This window comes from Sphaerisporangium sp. NPDC005288 (assembly GCF_040607475.1).
Classification (GTDB): domain Bacteria; phylum Actinomycetota; class Actinomycetes; order Streptosporangiales; family Streptosporangiaceae; genus Sphaerisporangium; species Sphaerisporangium rhizosphaerae.
On sequence record NZ_JBEXGT010000006.1, the window covers coordinates 150472 to 167994 of the forward strand.

17 protein-coding genes are annotated in these 17523 nt (G+C 72.5%); 8 read left to right on the top strand and 9 right to left on the bottom strand.

Annotated elements, in window-relative coordinates; all coding sequences use genetic code 11:
- The first annotated feature begins 52 nt into the window (after window positions 1-52).
- A complete protein-coding gene (locus tag ABZU32_RS08560; RefSeq protein WP_354846252.1) occupies window positions 53-406 on the top strand; it encodes a DoxX family protein in 354 nt (117 codons plus the stop codon).
- Between the two features lie 79 nt (window positions 407-485).
- Here the strand turns inward: ABZU32_RS08560 and dhaM are convergent, their stop codons facing one another.
- The 3 genes from dhaM to dhaK are packed head-to-tail and all read right to left on the bottom strand — an operon-like array spanning window position 486 to window position 2615.
- On the bottom strand, window positions 486-878 hold the full coding sequence (dhaM, locus tag ABZU32_RS08565) for a dihydroxyacetone kinase phosphoryl donor subunit DhaM (protein ID WP_354919002.1): 393 nt from the start codon (window positions 876-878) through the stop codon (window positions 486-488).
- 3 nt (window positions 879-881) lie between these two features.
- Complete coding sequence (locus ABZU32_RS08570; protein WP_354919004.1) at window positions 882-1619, bottom strand: DAK2 domain-containing protein; 738 nt, start codon at window positions 1617-1619, stop codon at window positions 882-884.
- Window positions 1620-1622: 3 nt separating this feature from the next.
- Window positions 1623-2615 carry a dihydroxyacetone kinase subunit DhaK gene (gene dhaK / locus ABZU32_RS08575; RefSeq protein WP_354846260.1) on the bottom strand — a complete coding sequence of 331 codons (993 nt, stop codon included), beginning with the start codon at window positions 2613-2615 and terminating at the stop codon, window positions 1623-1625.
- 163 nt (window positions 2616-2778) lie between these two features.
- Between dhaK and ABZU32_RS08580 the strand changes: the two genes are divergently transcribed.
- From ABZU32_RS08580 to ABZU32_RS08590, 3 genes are all read left to right on the top strand, one after another.
- Complete coding sequence (locus ABZU32_RS08580) at window positions 2779-3552, top strand: cyclase family protein (protein WP_354919007.1); 774 nt, start codon at window positions 2779-2781, stop codon at window positions 3550-3552.
- A complete protein-coding gene (locus tag ABZU32_RS08585) occupies window positions 3549-5288 on the top strand; it encodes a thiamine pyrophosphate-binding protein (RefSeq protein ID WP_354919010.1) in 1740 nt (579 codons plus the stop codon). The genes ABZU32_RS08580 and ABZU32_RS08585 overlap by 4 nt, the downstream gene beginning before the upstream one ends.
- Window positions 5289-5390: 102 nt before the next feature.
- Window positions 5391-6140: a lysophospholipid acyltransferase family protein gene (locus ABZU32_RS08590; RefSeq protein WP_354919013.1), complete on the top strand. Its 750-nt coding sequence runs from the start codon at window positions 5391-5393 to the stop codon at window positions 6138-6140.
- Between the two features lie 138 nt (window positions 6141-6278).
- On the opposite strand, the gene ABZU32_RS08595 is transcribed toward ABZU32_RS08590, so the two are convergent.
- The 3 genes from ABZU32_RS08595 to ABZU32_RS08605 all read right to left on the bottom strand — a co-directional run bounded on the left by ABZU32_RS08595 (window position 6279) and on the right by ABZU32_RS08605 (window position 9512).
- Window positions 6279-6656: an anti-sigma factor antagonist gene (locus tag ABZU32_RS08595; RefSeq protein ID WP_354919016.1), complete on the bottom strand. Its 378-nt coding sequence runs from the start codon at window positions 6654-6656 to the stop codon at window positions 6279-6281.
- A complete protein-coding gene (locus ABZU32_RS08600) occupies window positions 6656-8422 on the bottom strand; it encodes a SpoIIE family protein phosphatase (RefSeq protein WP_354919019.1) in 1767 nt (588 codons plus the stop codon). The genes ABZU32_RS08595 and ABZU32_RS08600 overlap by 1 nt, the downstream gene beginning before the upstream one ends.
- Before the next feature lie 421 nt (window positions 8423-8843).
- On the bottom strand, window positions 8844-9512 hold the full coding sequence (locus ABZU32_RS08605; RefSeq protein ID WP_354846277.1) for a lytic polysaccharide monooxygenase: 669 nt from the start codon (window positions 9510-9512) through the stop codon (window positions 8844-8846).
- A gap of 345 nt (window positions 9513-9857) precedes the next feature.
- Between ABZU32_RS08605 and ABZU32_RS08610 the strand changes: the two genes are divergently transcribed.
- A complete protein-coding gene (locus tag ABZU32_RS08610; protein WP_354919022.1) occupies window positions 9858-11156 on the top strand; it encodes a right-handed parallel beta-helix repeat-containing protein in 1299 nt (432 codons plus the stop codon).
- An 89-nt stretch (window positions 11157-11245) separates the two neighbouring features.
- Here ABZU32_RS08610 and ABZU32_RS08615 read toward each other — a convergent pair whose 3' ends face one another.
- A complete protein-coding gene (locus tag ABZU32_RS08615) occupies window positions 11246-12010 on the bottom strand; it encodes a helix-turn-helix domain-containing protein (RefSeq protein ID WP_354919025.1) in 765 nt (254 codons plus the stop codon).
- Window positions 12011-12059: 49 nt separating this feature from the next.
- On the bottom strand, window positions 12060-13271 hold the full coding sequence (locus ABZU32_RS08620; RefSeq protein WP_354919027.1) for a CapA family protein: 1212 nt from the start codon (window positions 13269-13271) through the stop codon (window positions 12060-12062).
- 348 nt (window positions 13272-13619) lie between these two features.
- Here ABZU32_RS08620 and ABZU32_RS08625 point away from each other — a divergent pair, with 348 nt between their 5' ends.
- From ABZU32_RS08625 to ABZU32_RS08635, 3 genes are all read left to right on the top strand, one after another.
- Window positions 13620-14495: a ThiF family adenylyltransferase gene (locus ABZU32_RS08625; RefSeq protein ID WP_354919030.1), complete on the top strand. Its 876-nt coding sequence runs from the start codon at window positions 13620-13622 to the stop codon at window positions 14493-14495.
- Window positions 14492-15460, top strand: coding sequence for a formyltransferase family protein (locus tag ABZU32_RS08630; RefSeq protein WP_354919034.1), 969 nt, complete (start codon window positions 14492-14494; stop codon window positions 15458-15460). Before ABZU32_RS08625 ends, ABZU32_RS08630 begins: the two co-directional genes overlap by 4 nt.
- A gap of 97 nt (window positions 15461-15557) precedes the next feature.
- Window positions 15558-16727 (top strand): class I SAM-dependent methyltransferase, encoded by a 1170-nt coding sequence (locus ABZU32_RS08635; protein ID WP_354919037.1) that lies wholly within the window; start codon window positions 15558-15560, stop codon window positions 16725-16727.
- 230 nt (window positions 16728-16957) lie between these two features.
- On the opposite strand, the gene ABZU32_RS08640 is transcribed toward ABZU32_RS08635, so the two are convergent.
- The gene (locus tag ABZU32_RS08640) at window positions 16958-17479 is read right to left on the bottom strand and encodes a RidA family protein (protein WP_354919040.1); all 522 of its coding nucleotides are present in this window, start codon (window positions 17477-17479) and stop codon (window positions 16958-16960) included.
- Window positions 17480-17523: the final 44 nt, after the last annotated feature.

Consider the following 17523-nt stretch of genomic DNA (forward strand, 5'->3'; position numbering starts at 1 on the left):
CTCTTCCTGCACTTCATCCGTTCTTTGAACTCCCAGAGCTGGAGCCGCTCCCATGAACATCGCCGTGATCGTCCTCACCATCCTGCTCGCGGCGACCTTCGCCGCCTCCGGCGTAGCCAAGCTGGCCGGAGCGGCGGCGATGCGGGAGAGCGCGCAGCACCTCGGCATCGACTACCCCAAGTACCGCCTGATCGGAGTGCCCGAGGTCGCCGGCGCCGCCGGTCTGGTCATCGGCCTGTGGGTCGTGCCGCTGGGCATCGCCGCCGCCGTGGGCCTGGCTCTGCTCATGGCGGGCGCGGTGGTCGTCCACGTGCGGACGGGCGACAAGTTCGACAAGACCGCGCCCGCCGCGGTCCTCTGCCTGCTGTCGGTCGTGCTCGCCGTCCTGCTGCCGATGGCGGCCTAGCGGTCTGCTCTCTCGGCCGGCGGCCTGTTCTCCCGGCCGGCGCCTGTCGCCCCGGCCGGCCGGGAGAGCCCGCCGCCGGTCAGAGTTTGCGGTAGGTCCTCGCCTCCTGCGCCGCGGCCAGGACGTCCGCGAGCGGGGCGCCGGTGGCGGCCAGGACGGCGGCGGAGATGGCCCCCTCGACGAACGGCACGTCCGCGATGACCACCGAGCCGGGTTCCTCGAACAGGCGGGCGGTGAGCACCGAGCTGCCGAGGTCGGGGATCAGCACCACGCCGCCTCCCTGGTCGACCTCCTCGACTGCCGCGGCGATCTTGTCGGCGCTGGTGCCGCAGCCGCCCTCGTCGGTCCCCCCGGCCGGCGCGACGCGCGCGTGCGCGCCCGCGATCTGCCGCACAAGCGCCGCCGCCTCCCTGGCCAGGGCGTCGCTGTGCGAGACCAGGACGATGCCGACCCGCCGCTCGGGGATGCTCATCGGTCAGCCGCCCGCCGCCGCGCGCAGGGCGGCGAACAGCAGGACCGTGGAGGCGGCGCCCGGGTCCTCGTGGCCGATGCTCCGCTCACCCAGGTAGCTGGCCCGCCCCTTGCGCGCCATCAGGGGGACGGTCGCCACGGCCCCCTCCCGAGCCGCGGCGAGCGCGGCGTCGAACACCTCCCGCGCTCCGCGGCCGGCGCTCACGGCGCCGGAGAGGGCACGGGTGGCGGGCGCCAGGGCGTCGACCATGGTCTTGTCGCCCTCCTGCGCCCCGCCGAGCTTGCGCACCCCGGCCAGCCCCGCCTCGAACGCGGCGGCGAGATCGGCGAGCGTCACCGTGACCTCCTCCTCGAGCTCCTCGCGCTCCTCGGGCCCGGGAGCGTCCCCGGCCGACGGCGGTAACGACCGCCCCGCCGGGCCGTGACCCGCCGGCTCGCCCGGCCCTTCGCGCTGCGCGGCGGTGAGGACGGCGCCCATCTGCCGGAAGACGGTGCCGTACAGCGGGCCGGAGGCGCCGCCGACCTTGCGGATGAGGGTCGTGCCGGTCAGCGTGAGAACGGCTCCGGGGGTGCCGGGGAACGCGGCGGACAGCGCCTCGCGGACGGCGGTGAAGCCGCGGTCCAGGTTGGTTCCGTGGTCGGCGTCGCCGATCGCGGCGTCGAGCCGCGTCAGGCGGTCACGGTCGGCGGCGACGGCACGAGCCGTCTCCTCGACCCAGGCGGTGAAGAACCGGGCGTCCATGGGTCAGCGGCCCCAGCGCAGGGACGGGGTCTGCACCGGAGCGTCCCACAACTGGGTCAGTTGGTCGGTCAGCAGGCACACGGTGACCGAGAAGCCCTGCATGTCCAGGCTGGTGACGTAGTTGCCGACCAGGCTGCGCGCCGGAACGGCCCCCTTCTCGCGCAGGTAGGCGGCGACCTCGGCGAACACGACGTACAGCTCCACGAGCGGGGTGCCGCCCATGCCGTTGACCATCACCAGGACCTCTCCGGACAACGGCAGGTCGTCGTGGACGGCGTCCATGGCGACGCGGGTGAGTTCGCGCGCCGGGGCCGCGGGCGCGCGCGTCCTGCCCGGTTCGCCGTGGATGCCGATGCCCAGCTCCACCTCGGCGTCCCCCAGGTCGAAGGTCGGCCCGCCCGCCGCCGGGACGGTGCAGGACGACAGCGCGACGCCGAACGACCGGCTGCGCGCGTTCACCCGCCCGCCGAGCTTCGCCACCTCGCCCAGCGGGGCCCCGGTCTCGGCGAGCGCCCCGGTCATCTTCTCGACGAAGACGGTGGCGCCCGTGCCGCGGCGCCCGGCGGTGTAGAGGGAGTCCTTGACGGCGACGTCGTCGTTCACCAGGACGGTGCCGACCTCGACGCCCTCCTCCGCGCACACCTCGGCGGCCATCTGGAAGTTCATCACGTCGCCGGTGTAGTTCTTGACGATGTGCAGCACCCCCGCGCCGCCGTCCACGCCGTGCGAGGCCTCGATGATCTGGTCGGGGACGGGGGAGGTGAAGATCTCTCCCGGGCACGCGGCGTCCAGCATGCCGTGGCCGACGAAGCCCGCGTGCAGCGGCTCGTGGCCCGAGCCGCCGCCCGAGACCAGCCCCACCTTGCCCGGCGTGGGCGCCGCCCGGCGGTACACGACCTTGTGCGCCAGGTCGACCCGCAGGTCGGGGTGGGCCGCGGCCATCCCGGCGAGCGCGTCGGTGACGACGGAGTCGGTGCTGTTGATGAGCTTCTTCATGACCCGGCCTTCGACTCGCGTTGGTGGTCTTTCGGCAAATCTCTCCCCGTTCGCGGCATCCGGCAAGCGCCGGGCGATCCGGCGCGGACCGCGCCGCGGGTGATGACGCGGGGCGGCCGGAGGGAGGAGTATCGGTTCCTACGGTCACGAGCGGGAGGCAAGGATGTCGGTGTTGAGCAGTCTCGTCGAGGGGATCCGGACCGGGGCCATCGAGGTGGTCGACCTCACCGCCCCACTGAGCTCCGACACCCCGATCCTCATGCTGCCCGAGCCGTTCGCCAACACCGCCCCCTTCCGGCTCACCGAGATCAGCCGGTACGACGACCGCGGCCCCGCCTGGTACTGGAACGACATCGTGACCGGCGAGCACGTCGGCACGCACTTCGACGCCCCGATCCACTGGGTCACCGGCCGCGAGGGCGAGGACGTCGCGCAGGTGCCGCCGCCGAACCTGATCGGCCCCGCCGTCGTCCTGGACTTCGTGGCCCACGCCGCGGCCGACCATGACTTCCTGCTCCAGATCGAGCACGTCAAAGAGTGGGAGAAGGCCAACGGGGCGCTGCCCGACGGCGGCTGGCTGCTCTACCGCACCGGCTGGGACGCCCGCGCGGGTGACCAGGCGGAGTTCCTCAACGCCGACGAGACCGGCTCGCACACCCCGGGCATCTCGGCGCAGTGCGCGCGATGGCTGGCCGAGGAGACCCCGATCCGCGGCATCGGCGTGGAGACCGTCGGCACCGACGCCGGGGCCGGGCACTCCTTCGACCCGGCCTTCCCCTGCCACTCGTTCATGCTCGGCGCGGGGAAGTACGGGCTGACCCAGCTCCGCAACCTCGACCGGCTCCCGGTCACCGGATCGGTCGTCCTGGCCCCGCCGCTGCCCATCGTCGGCGGCTCGGGCAGCCCCGTGCGCGTCCTGGCGCTCGTCGAGCGATGACCGTCGCTCGCGCCGTCGGCCGCGCCCTCGCGGAGCTCGGCGTCCGCACCGCCTTCGGGCTGGTCGGCAGCGGCAACTTCCACCTGGTCAACGCGCTGGCCGAGCACGGCGTGCGGTTCGTCGCCGCCCGCCACGAGGGCGGCGCGGCCACCATGGCCGACGCCTACGCCCGCATGAGCGGCACCGTCGGCGTCCTCAGCGTGCACCAGGGGCCGGGGCTGACCAACGCGATGACCGGCATCACCGAGGCGGCCAAGAGCCGAACCCCGCTGCTCGTCCTGGCCGCCGAGGCGCTCGAACCCCGCTCCAACTTCCACATCGACCAGAGCGCCCTGGCCGCCGCCGTCGGAGCCGTGCCCGCGCGGGTGGAGTCGGCCGCCACCGCCGTCGCCGACACCGCGCGGGCCTTCCGCCTGGCCGCCGACCGGCGCGCGACCGTCCTGCTGAACCTTCCGCTCGGCCTGCAGAACGCGCGGGTGGACGACGTGGAGACTCCCGCCGGGAACGGCGTCACGATCCCGCGTCACGGCGCGGGCGAGCACGGCGCGCGGCCCTCGCCCGAGGCGGCCGCCGAGCTGGCCAAGGTGCTCGCCGGGGCCCGCCGTCCCGTCTTCGTCGCCGGACGCGGGGCGAGGCGGGCTCGGCGCGAGCTGGAACGGCTGGCCGAACGCACCGGCGCGCTGCTCGCCACCTCGGCCGTCGCCCGCGGCCTGTTCGTCGGGAACCCGTGGAGCCTGGACGTCAGCGGCGGGTTCGCCTCGCCGCTCGCCGCCGAGCTGATCCGCGACTCCGACGTGGTCGTCGGCTGGGGGTGCGGGCTGAACATGTGGACCACGCGGCACGGCGCGCTCATCGGGCCCTCCGCGACCGTCGTCCAGGTCGACCTCGACCACGACGCCCTCGGCGCGCACCGCCCGGTCGCCCTCGGCGTCGCCGGCGACGTGGCCGCCACCGCCCGCGCGGTCGCCGAGGCCCTCGGGCCCCGCCCCCGCGGCGAGAGCCCGGGCTCGCGTGCACGCGGAGAGACGCCGGGTTCGGGGGCCGGCGGCGGGGCCGTGGCTTCGCGGGGCGGCGGCGAGGGGTGGCGCATCCCTGCCCTGGCCGAGCGGATCGCCCGCGAGGTCGCCTGGCGGGACGTCCCGTACACCGACGGCTCGGGCGGCGGCCGCATCGACCCGCGTACGCTGTCGATCGCCCTGGACGACCTGCTGCCCGCCGGGCGGCTCGTCTCCGTCGACTCCGGCAACTTCATGGGCTACCCGTCGATGTACCTGTCGGTGCCCGACGAGAACGCCTTCTGCTTCACCCAGGCGTTCCAGTCGGTCGGGCTCGGCCTCGCCACGGCGGTGGGCGCCGCCCTGGCCCGTCCCGACCTGCTTCCCGTCGCGGCGCTCGGCGACGGCGGCGCGCTGATGGGCGTCGCCGAGCTGGAGACCGTCGTCCGGCTGGGCCTGCCCATGGTGGTCGTGGTGTACGACGACGAGGCCTACGGCGCCGAGGTCCACCACTTCGGCCCGCAGGGGCACGCCCTGGACCGGGTGCGGTTCCCGCCGTGCGACATCGCCGCCGTCGCCCGCGGGTACGGCTGGGACACGGTGACCGTGCGGGAGCCCGCAGGCCTGGCCGGGGTGTCGCGCTGGCTGGACGGCCCGCGTGACCGCCCGCTGCTCGTCCACGCCAAGATCACCGCCGACCGTGGCTCGTGGTGGCTGGAGGAGGCCTTCCGCGGCCACTGACCCGGTCCCGGACGGCTCGCCCACCGCGCCGGCCGGGCGCCGGCCGGGCGCCGCCGTCCCGCCGGCACCGCAGGTTACCCGTCCGTAGGTTACGGTGCAGGCATGGCTGAGATCGTGTACCCCCTGGTGATCACGACCGCGCGCGGGCTGTTCAAGGCGCTCGACGTGCGCATCGACGTGAGAGGGGCCGAGCACGTCCCGGCGCGCGGGGGAGCGGTCCTGGTGAGCAACCACATCAGCTACCTCGACTTCCTCTTCGTCGGCTACGGCGCCCTGCCCGCCGGGCGGCTCACCCGGTTCATGGCCAAGAAGGAGGTCTTCGCCCATCCCGTCTCCGGTCCGCTGATGCGCGCGATGCGCCACATCCCGGTCGACCGCTCGGCGGGCGCGGGGGCCTACGGCCGGGCCGTCGCGCGCCTGCGGGCGGGGGAGGTCGTCGGCGTCTTCGCCGAGGCCACCATCAGCCGCTCCTTCACCGTCAAGCAGATCAAGAACGGCGCCGTGCGCATGGCGGCCGAGGCCGAGGTGCCGCTGATCCCGGTCACTCTGTGGGGCACGCAGCGCATGTGGACCAAGGGCCGGCCGAAGCGCCTCACCCAGCGGCACATCCCGGTCACCATCGACATCGGCGAGCCGCTGTACCCCAAGCCCGGCCAGGACACCGAGGAGCTGACGGCCGCCCTGCGGGCCACGATGGAGCGGCGGCTCGACGGCGTCCAGCGGGCCTACCCCGGCGCCGCGGACGCCGCCGGCGCGTGGTGGCAGCCCGCCCACCTCGGCGGCGCGGCCCCGACCCCCGAGCAGGCCGCCGCCCTGGACGCCGCCGAGCGCGAGTCCCGTCGCCGGCGCTGACCGCGGCCGCCGCCGACGAGCGAGCCCTGTCGCCGGCGCTGACCGCGGACGTCGAGCGAGTCCTGTCGCGGACGCCGGCCATGGGAGTCCGTACGACGACGGCGTGACGCGCGGGCCGCGAAACTCCGCGCGACGGCGTCAGCCGCCGGTGGCGGGAGCGGCGGCCAGGGCCTCCTCGACGGTCGGGTAGACGGGGATGCGGGCGGCCAGGCCGGTGATCCACAGCACGCGCGCCGCGCTGCGCTGCACCGCGGCCAGCGCCAGCCACCCGCCCGCCTCCACCGACCGCTTCCAGCAGTTGACGAGCAGGCCGGTGGACCGCGAGTCGAGCAGGTCCAGGTCGAGCAGGTCGATGACCAGGTCGGGCCCGCACCGGGTGAACGCCTGGTCGAGGAAGTCCTCGAAGGTCAGCCGGACGGTGTAGTCCAGGGTGCCCTTGAGCGTCACCAGTCCGACGGCGCCGCGGCGTTCGGCCGCGAACTGGGCGGCATCGGTGGAGACGTACAGATCGGACATCAGGTGCTCTCCTGGACGTTCGGCGTCACGTGCGCGACGAGGATGCAGGTGTCGTCGCTGGTGTTGCTGGGCACCAGAGCCTCCATGACGGCGGACAGGCGGTCCGGGGGCCCGGAGCGCATCACCTCGGCGATGGTGGCCGCCAAGATGTCCAACCCCTCATAGAGGTCACGACCGGGCCTCTCGATCAGACCGTCGGTGTACATCACCAGAAGGTCGTCGGGTTCCAGTCGTATGCCGGCGTGAGTATAACTGGCGTCGTCGAAGACCCCGAGGAGCACTCCGGGATGCAGCACCCGGTGCACGGTGCTCCCGCGCACCAGCAGCATCGGCGGGTGGCCGGCGTGGGTGAAGGTCAGCGTGCGGTCGCGCCGGTCGAACCGGCCGACCACGGCGGTGGCCAGCACGTCAGGGCGCACCGCGCGCAGCAGGCGGTTCAGCGCACCGAGGATGCGGTCGGGGTCGTGGTCGGCGAACGCCAGCCCGGTGATCGCGTGCCGCAGCTTCGCCATCGCCGACGCGGCCGGCAGCCCGCTCCCGGCGACGTCGCCGACGGCCAGCAGCGCCTGGTCGCCGCTCAGCGGCATCGCCTGGTACCAGTCGCCGCCGAGCAGAGCCGTCTGGGCGGCGTCGTAGCGCACGCCGACCCGCAGTCCCGGCAGGTGGATCAGGCTTTCCTGCACCGGCATGATGATGTGCTGTAGCTCCGCGGTGAGCCGCAGCTCCTCCTCCAGCCGCCGCCGGGTCTGGGCCAGCTGGTCGTGCGCGTACCGCCATTCGGTGACGTCCTGAGCCACGCCGTGGACCTCGACGGCCTGACCCGAGCCGTCCCGGCCGGCCTCGCCCACGATGCGCAGGTGGCGCAGCGCGTCGCCGACGTACACGCGGATCTCGAACTCGTGGGGCCCTGCCGCGTTGGTGATGGTGGCCAGCGCGTGGTGGAGCACCGGCTGGTCCTCGGCGTGCGTGATGGCCGCGTAGCCGCGCAGGTCGAGCGGCCCGTCGTCCGGGTCGCGGCCGTGGATGGCGTACATCTGGTGCGACCACTCGATGTCGCCGGTCTCCATGTTCCAGTAACCCCATCCGAGGTGCCCGAGCCGCTCGGTGTGGGCGAGGCGGGCGAACAGCCGTTGCTCGTCGTCGTCCCGCACCCACGAGGCCAGCAGCCCTCCGGCGACGCGCGTCGCCTTCACCGTGAAGCTGGACCGGTGCGGCACGCCCTCGACGGTGTCCACGTGCACGTACCGGGCGATCTCCTCCGGGCCGCCGGTCTCCATCGCCCGCAGGTAGCCCTCCCACAACGGGCTGCCGGCGACGGCCGGATAGGAGGCGACCGTGCGCAGGCCGACGAGCTCCTTGCCGGCGCGCCCGTACACGTCCTTGGCCTGCGGGGCGGCCGCGCGGATCTCGAAGTCGACGATCGCCCCCGCCTGGTCGCGGATCGGGGTGTACCAGGCGGTCTGGGAGGGGACGCCGTCCAGCACGGCCTGGATCAAGGCGTCCGAGCCGGTACGCGGTCCCACGCCGTCCGAGCCGGTGCGCGGTCCTTGGCCGTCCGAGCCGGTGTGCGGTCCGGCACCGTCCAGGCCGGTGTGTGGTCCTACGCCGTCCGGCCCCGTGTGTGGTCCCGCGCCGTCCAGGCCGGTGATCGGGCCGGTGTGCCGCGGTCCGGCGCCGTCGGAGCCGGTGTGCGGCGGTCCCGCGCCGTCCGACGAGGTGGTCACGGGGGCGGATCGCCGCCCGCGCTCGCCGCCGTCCGTCCCCATCAGCCACCTTTCCCAGGGCGCGCGCCGCCCGGCGGCCGTGGAGCCCGCCTCGGCAGGACGGCGCTCCAGGACGCGGAACGACTACCCAGTGACTTTACCAACGCCCTGCCCACTCTCCGAAGCCCGCGACTCGAGACACCCGCCGGCACTTCATCCGGGTGGAACGCGGCTTCGCGAGCGTCGGCCGGAGCCGGTGGCGCTCACGATGCGTCTCGGGTGAAGGGTCGCTGGCCGCCTTCACGGGGGCAGGGTGTCGCGCCAGGGCACGGGGGTGCGTGACCAGCCTAACGCGCGGAACGCGGTGGCGGGCGACCCCCCGGACGCGAGCTCCGCCGGACGCGGCGGCGTCCGGCGGAGCGGTCGGGGCGGAGAGGTGGTCCGGCGGTCGGGCGTCGGGGCCTGCCGGATCCGGTGCGGCGGGTCAGACGAAGTTCACGTCACTGCAGATGAAGTACGCCTGGTCCATGTGCGAGGCCTGCCAGATGGTGTAGACGACCGCGCGCCCGCGGTGCCCGGAGGTGCTGACGTTGATCGAGTAGTTCTGGCTCTGGCCGTACCTGCCGGTGGTGGTCACCAGGTCCAGGTTGTTCCATCCGAGCTGCTGCGTGCTCGGGTCGAAGCCCTGCTTGGTGATGTAGACCTTGAAGTAGTCGGCGCCGTGGCTCGCCTGGTCGTACAGCTTGATGGTGAAGGTGTTGGAGATGTTGGTGGTCTTCCACGCGCCCACGGTGTCCAGCGCGTTGTACCGGCCGCCTTCGGTGTGGCCGCCGCTGCAGAGCTGCCCGTTCGGCACCACGGCCTGGAAGTTGCCGGCGGCGCCGTTGCGGTAGAGCCCGTTCCAGTTCCACATGGCGTTGGGGTTGGCCTGCCAGGCCTGCCAGCACATGGGGTCCTGCTGCGCCATGGCGGGGTTCTGGAAGTCGTTGCCCCAGCGTTGCCAGCAGCCGTAGTTGCGGGAGGCGGGGTCGATGACCGACCCGTGTGCGGAGGCGGTGTCGAACCAGGGAACCAGGGCGAGGACGGCCACGGTCAGCAGGGCGAGGGCACGGATCGTCCAGCGAGGGTGCCGCGCCAGGTCAGGACGTTGCATCGTTGCGTTCTCCGTCTTCCGGTGGGGGGTTCCGGTGGGTGGGAGCGCTCCCATATGTTAAGGGGATATTACCTGACATGTCCGAGTAATGAAACATTACGCCAGAGAGTTGAAAGTTTCAGTAGCCGCGACATATCGCATTCATGCGATGCGGCGGACTTTCCGCAGCTCATAGGACCTGCTTCCCGCCGCCGACGCGGGCCGGGGCGCCACCGCCGCCGGGCCGGTGAAGATCGTCGGTTGTTTTCGGTAGCTGTCATGATGATCCCGGCATGCGGGGATACGGGGAAATCGTCGCGCCGCGTGCCTCCACGCACCTCCACCGGAACTCCGAAGGGGACGGAAGTGTCTTCCACCAACGCGCCACACCGCCCGGCGGCCCGCTTACGACTCCGGTCGCTGACCGGCTTACGACTCCTGCCCGGCGCCCGGCCGCGCGCCCGCACTCTGGCGGGCGCCGCCGCCCTCGCCCTGGCCGCGACCGGTGTCGCGGCCTTCCTGCCGACCGCTCCCGCCTCCGCCGCCCGCGTGGAGGTGACCTGCGCCGCTGCCGGCCAGGACGCCGCGGTCATGCAGGCCGCGATCGACGGCTCCCACGATGGCGACGAGGTCGTCTTCAAGGGCCCGTGCCTGATCAACGCGACCATCACCCTCCTGGACCGCCGCACCTACCGCGGCGACGGCAAGGCCGGCACGGTCATCAAGCAGGCCGACGGCGCGAACCTGCCCGCCATGCTCGCCTCGGAGTCCTGGGTGAACGACGCCGAGTACAGCTCCGACACCGTGCGCGTCGAGCGGCTCACCCTCGACGGGAACCGGGACAACAACACCGGGACCGTCGGTCTCATGCTGCGGTCGTGGAACGCCAGGATCTACGACGTGGACGTCTACGGCGCGCCCTCCGACGGCATCCGCATCAGCAACCCCTCCAAGAACGGGACCCTGCTGCAGAACACGATGGTGAACAGCATCATCAGCGACGCCGACATCGAAGGGTCGGGCGGCGCGGGCCTGCGGGTGGTGGACCCCGGCAACTCCGTCACCGACTGGACCTTCCAGCGCTCCTGGATCGGCTTCAGCGGCGCGAGCGCCATCGAGTCCGACAACGCGGCCGGGTGGACCTTCAGCGACCTGCACCTGTACGCCACCCCCAAGCACGCGATCGACGCCCACCGCTGCTTCGGCACCTCGATCCAGAACAACTACATCGAGGACTTCGGCGCCGAGGGGACGGCCGGCCAGACTTACTACGGCATCCGCTGCGACCTGCAGGGCGAGGCCGCGACGACCGTCACCGGCAATCGCGTCCACCGCTTCCTGCCGCCGCCGGACGTGCTGGCCACCTATGGCAAGGCCCGCAAGCTCGGCATCGGGCCCTTCCCGCGCGCCCGCCGGCTCACCGGCGCGCCGCCCCGGGACGCCAAGTACGTCTACCTCGCGCTCGACGAGGTCAACTACGGCACCGGGCACGCCGCGGTGACCGGCAACACCATCCTCGGCCAGGGCGTCAAGCGCGAGACCGGCATGCTGTTCAAGAAGGGCCAGGGCGAGGGCATGTCCGTCGTCACCAGCGGAAACCTGGTCGACAACATCGACGATCCGCGCGTCACCGGCCCCGGCGTGCGGCTGTCGCACGGGTACTGACCGGCCCATCGACGCCGGCCCTCCCGGCCCGCGCCGGGAGGGTCAGGAGCGGCGCCGGCCCTCGCGGCGGGCCGGCCGGGGCGTGCTCGTCAGCTCGAGGCGGCGCCGCGCTCCTCGTCCGCGGAGTCGGTCCTCAGCACCGACGCCGGCAGGCCGAAGGACCGCGCCAGCCCGTCGAAGCCCTCGTCGGTGACCTTCACCACGCGCTCGCCGTCGCGAGGCCGGACGATCCAGCCCAGCTCGAACAGCCGGTGGGTGATGGCGCCGGCGAGGGCGCCCGCCACATGGTGGCGCCGCTCGCTCCAGTCGACGCACGCCCTGATCGCCGGCCGGCGGCCCTTCAGCGACGGCCGGCAGTCGATGTCCAGCGGGCGCAGGTCCTGCCAGACGGGGACGTCGAGCTCCAGCCCGTCCCCGGTGCGCCTGACCAGCCCCCGGCTCTGCAGCACGTCGGCGATGGCGACGCCGAGCCGGCCCGCGACGTGGTCGTAGCAGGTGCGCGCGCGCCGCAGGTTGTCCAGGTGGAAGGAGGAGCGCAGCGACCTCGGCGGGTGGATCGGCGCCAGCACCGCCAGCGCCTCCAGGGCGGTCGCGACCTCCGGGCCGGCCAGCCGGTAGTAGGCGTGGCGGCCGCAGCGCTCGACGCTGATGATGCCGTGCTCGACCAGCCGGGCCAGGTGCTCGCTCGCGGTCGGGCGCGACACCCCCGACAGGGCGGCCAGCTCGCTGGCCGGCATGGCGCGGTCGGCCACCAGCGCCTTGACCATGGTGGCCCGGGTGCGGTCTCCCAGCAGCCCTGCCACCGCGGCGATGTCGGGACCGGCGTCGATCCTGTTCTCAACCGTCCTGGTCATGTCTCCTCGTTCCCCGCTGCGAAGCGCACGACCCCTGGCCGTCACTCGATTATGCGCCTCCGCCTTCGCCGCGGTCCTCCGGCAGGATCTGCACGCAGTCCTCGGGCAGCCCCGAGCCGGCCTGGCGCGGGACGAACCGCGTCGCGAGCCGCTCCTCGGCGCAGCATCGCTCGAGGTAGGTCACGACGCTCTTCCACTGCTCACTGCCCGGGGACGCGTGCACCGGCTCGTTGTCCGGGCCGATGACGGCCGGGCGGAAGCCGACCGCCACTGGGCCGTCGTTCGCCGAGACCCTGACCACCGCCACGCCGGTGAGCCGGGAGTCCTCGTGGAAGGGGAGCAGCGGGTAGCCCTCCTTGGGCTGGATGCGGTACTCCCCGAACCGGCGGCTCAGCGCGATCTCGTCCTCGGGGCCGGTGGCGCTCAGGTATCCGTCCTTGGCCAGCCGCTCCCGCAGCCGGGGCAGGTCGAACAGGTAGTGTCCCAGGCCGTAGAAGATGGGCTTGCCGCGGTAGAACTCGACGCCGCGCAGCATGTGGTGATGGTGGCCGAGCACGATGTCGGCGCCGGCGTCCACCGCGACGCGGGCGCAGCGCCGTTCGTGGTCGGTGAGCACGTACGGGCGGGTGAAGTCGCCCCAGTGGAAGCTGGCCACCACGACGTCCGCGCGCTCCCGCGCCGCCCGCAGGTCCTCGCGCAGCGCCGTGAGGTCCTGCGCCAGGGTCTCGGTGGTGACGCGGGGGATCAGGCCGGGCTGCCACTCGTTCGGCTCCCACGGCGTGTACCTGGTGTGCGCGCGCAGCGGCGCGAGCCCGGGCACCGCCGCCTTGGCCTCGTAGCCGTAGGGGAAGACCGAGGCGTAGGCGACGAAGGCGACGCGCAGGCCGCCGCGGTTGACCACGACCGGCCGGCGGGCCGCCGCGATGTCGGCTCCCGCCCCGACCGGCGAGACGCCGAGTTCGGCGAGAGTTGCGCAGGTGTTCAGCAGCGCGCCGTACCCGCCGTCCACACTGTGGTTGTTCGCCAGCGACACCACGTCGAACCCCGCCTCGGCCAGCGGGCGGGCGTTGACGGTCGGTGCCACGACCGGCGAGCCCGAACTCGGCGCACGCTCCCAGACGTCGCTGAACGCGCCCTCGCAGTTGCCGAATAGCACGTCGCCGCCCCGCAGGAACTCTTTGGCGGAGTGGAACGCGGTCGACGGGTCGTCGCGGTCGATGAAAACGTCCCCGACGGCGAAAATCGAGGCCTCTGTGGTCATCGTCGGCTCCTGACAATCGATTATGGATGACGTGCCGATGTGGCGGCGTGGCCGGCGCCGCCGCGGATCCACGATGCACAATAACGAGCGGTTGATTCGGTCACGGCCGAAACGTTCTCGCACGCGGCCGGCACATTGGACGTCCCCGTTGTTTTCGGCGTTCATCATTTGCTGCTTTCGGTACGGCTGAACCGTATTTGACGCCCGCCTTGTCCGGACTGTGCCATCAATAGTTAGGCCGATACCTAACGGTCGGCTTGCTAAGCTTCGCGGCGTCCTTCGATATACCGCGATCCGGGCATATCGGGCGCGGTTTCGAGAACCGGATTTCACTCGTGAGGGGACGTCATGGCCGATCGGAAAACATACCGCGGCGAGTACGACGAGGCTCTCTATTGGGAGCGGGTGGATCGTAATCTGGGATGGCTCGGTGACACCCCGGAAGAGCAGCGCAAGCGTCAGGAGAAGCTGCGCGACTCGGTGATCGGCATCGTCGGGACCGGCGGCATCGGCGGGGCGGTCGCGCTCCGGCTGGTCCGCATGGGCGCCCGCAACCTGAAGCTGGCCGATCCCGACGAGTTCGACGTGACGAACATCCAGCGGCAGATGGGGGCCGACCTGGCGACCGTCGGCCGCAACAAGGCCGAGGTGGTGGCCCAGATGGCCTTCGACCTCACGCGGGACGTCAACATCGACGTCTACCCCGAGGGGATCACCCCCGGCAGCGCGGAAGAGTTCATGGACGGCTGCGACTACGTCATGGACCAGATGGAGTTCTACCAGGTCAAGAACCGCTACGCGCTGCACAGGGCGTTCCGGGCCTCCGACCGCTGCAAGTTCATGCTCAAGATCCCCACCGTCGGCCACACGGTGATCGTCTACAAGTACACGCACGACTCGATGACCATCGAGGAGGTCTACGACATCCCCGAGGACGCCGAGTTCACCGACGACGTGGTGCGCAAGCTCGTCGAGCGCGCCATCGCGGTGATGCCGGACTACCCCGACCGGGCCGAGATCGACCGCTGGTTCCTCGACATGCGCCGCATGCCCATCTTCGGCGCCTGCCCGCCCATGGCCGAGGGCATCCTCGTCGAGCGGCTGGCCATGGAGATCATGGAGCTGCCGGGGGTGGCCCCGCTGCCCGTGCAGCCCGGCTACGCGATCTTCGACTCCAAGAACTGGACGGCCCGCATGGTGCCGGGCAAGTGGTGGGAGAGGTGAGCCTCCCCGTCCGCGTCGTCCTGATGTCGGAGGTCAACTCGAAGCTCGGGGCGCCGTTCCTGTCCATCCTGGCCGAGCATCCCCTGGTCGAGCTCGTGGGGGTGGTGACCAGCCCGCGAGGCCGGCTCTGCCCGTACTTCCTGGGTGAGGAGGACCAGGTCGACCTCGACGCCCAGGGGCGCGGATGGGGCATCCCGCCGATGCGCCCGGCGAACGTCAACGACCCCGGCAGCGTCGCCGCCATCGCGGCCCTGAAGCCCGACTACATCATCGTGGGCAACTACCAGCAGATCCTGAAGGCGGACCTGCTGGGCGTGCCCCGCATCACCTCGGTCAACTTCCACCCGAGCCCGCTGCCCAAGTACGCCGGCTGGGCGCCGTTCTTCTGGATGGCGCGCACCGGGGAGACCCGCAGCGGTGTCACGGCCATCGCCATGACCACCCAGATCGACGGGGGACCGGTCATCGCCGCCAAACCCATCATGCTCAGCGGCACCGAGACGGCCCTGGAGATCAGGGAGTCGCACACGGTGGCCAACGTGGCGCTGCTGCGCGAGCTGATCCCGCGCCTGGCCGCGGGACGGCTGCCCCTCACTCCGCAGGACCCGGGGGAGCGCACCTACTTCAGCAAACCCGGCGACCAGGACCACTGGCTCGACTTCACCCAGGACACCGAGACCATCCTGCGCACCGTCCGGGCCGGCTACCGCCGCCCGGGAGCCTACGTCCTCACCGAGGACGGCGAGGTGATGGTCGTGCTGTCCATGGAGGCGGTGGGGACGCGCTACCCCGCCTCCGTCACCCCCGGGACCGTGCGCCACGAGAACGACGATGTGTTCATCGCGGCGAAGGACGGGTGGCTGCGGCTGTGGTCGATCGAGGTGGAGGGCGAGGAGCAACTCGGCCACCTGCCGCGCTCGCACACCTCCGTCAGCACGCGGTTCGCGCCGCGCCCCTCCGCCTGACCACCCGAGACCGGGCGGCCGGCGCGCGTGCCGGTGCCAGGCGCGCCGGCACGCCCGCCGCGGGAACCGATCATCCATCCCCGAGAAATGAGTACTCATGTCTTATGGGTTTTCCGAAGCGATGGCCGCGCGCCCTGACCGGGCGCCGACACCCGGTTCGGAGGTCGGCGTCCAGCCACTGGTGGACCACACCCGGCTGGACGGCGACACCGACGAGGACCGGCGGATCCAGGCCGCGCACCGGCTGTACGAGCACCTCATCGGCCTGTGGGCGCCCGGCGTGATCGAGGCCGCCCACGACCTCGGCATGTTCGCCGAGCTGGCGAAGGGCGCGGCCTCCGCGGTCGAGGTCGCCGAGACGCTCAAGACCGACGAACGCGCCACGCGCATCATGCTGGACGCCCTGCACGCCTACGCGATGGTCGACGCCGTCGTGCCGCCGGACGGCATCACCCGCTACGTGCTCGGCGAGCGGATGCTCCCGTCCGTCCTGCCCGGCGGGGTCTACAGCCTGACCGGGAAGATGGACTACGACCGGGCGGTCGCCTGGCCGGCGTGGCGGAGCCTGGCCGAGGCCGTGCGGCACGGCTCGCGCGACGCCGCCGGTCACGACCGCGCCAACCAGATCTCCGAGGCCGACTACGAGTCGCTGGCCCTGGGCATCAACTTCTGGGCTCCGCCGATCGTCGCCCGGCTGCACGACTGGCTCGACGCCTCCGGATGGGACGCGAGCGTCCCCGCGCGGGTGCTCGACGTCGGCTGCGGCAGCGGCCTGTACGGCCAGCTCATGCTCCGCCGGCGGGAGAACTGGCATGTGACCGGCGTGGACGCGCCGCGCATCATCGAGCTGGCCCGCGCACAGGCGCGGCGGCTGGGCGTCGACGGCCGCTTCAGCGGCATGGTCGGCGACTTCTGGGCCGACGCCTGGGGCGCCGGCTTCGACCTGGTGTTCTTCGCCAACATCTTCCACCTGCAGACGCCGGAGAGCGCCGCGAAGCTCACCGCCACCGCCGCCGGCTCCCTGTCGGAGCGCGGGCTGATCTGCATCGCCGACCACATCGTGGACGACACCGGCCGGGGCGAGTCCGAGCAGGACCGGTTCGCCCGGCTCTTCGCGGCCTCGATGCTGGCGACCGGCGGCGGCGACGCCTACCGCCTGAGCCGCTACGACCGGTGGCTGGAGTCGGCGGGGCTGAGGCGGGTGGCCCTGATCGACGCGCCCATGCACCGCATCCTCATCGCCACCCGTCCGGACAACACCTTCTGACGGCGGCGGCGCCCGGGCCGACGCTCAGCCCGGCCGACGCTTGGCTCGGCCGGCCCTGAGCCCGGCCGGACGCGCGCCGAACCCTGCGTGAGACCGGTGGGTTCTTAGCCGGGCCGGAGCGTGAGCCGGGCCGGACGTGAGGGGCCGCGGCGGTCCCGTCCTCGTGGGGACGCGACCACCGCGGCCTTCTTTCCTCCCTCGCCGGTGGCGCGGCCGGTGGCCGGCCACTCTCAGCCGCGGAGCTCCAGCTCCGCCTCGATCTCCACGGGCATGTTCCACGGCAGGCCCGCGACGCCGACGGCCACCCGAGAGTGCCCGCCCACCTCGTCGCCGAAGGCGTCGAGGAGGAGCTGCGAGGCCGGGTTGAACACGGCGGGGAAGTCGATGAAGTCCGGGGAGGCGTTGACCATGCAGTTCAGGCGGCACCACGCCCCGACGCGGTCGAGGTCGCCGAGCTCCCGTTCGAGGTCGGCGAAGATGCCCAGCAGCGTGAGCCTGGCCGACTCCTGCGCGGTGGCGAGGTCGACCTCGGAGCCGACCTTGCCCGACGGCCCGGCCACCGTGCCGTCCTCGCCGATGGGGACGTGCCCGGACACCAGGACCCGTTTTCCGAGCACGCGGACGAGGCTCGGAGCGATCTTGATCTGGTTGGGGAGCTGCCAGGGCTTGGGCAGCGACCTGCCCTGGGCGGCCAAGCGGGCGCGAACTTCCTGGCTGCTGACGGCCGGGCCGTAAATATTCCGGACGTTCATGTGATCGGTTCTCTCTCTTCTTGTCGGCGGGCGAAGGGCGACGC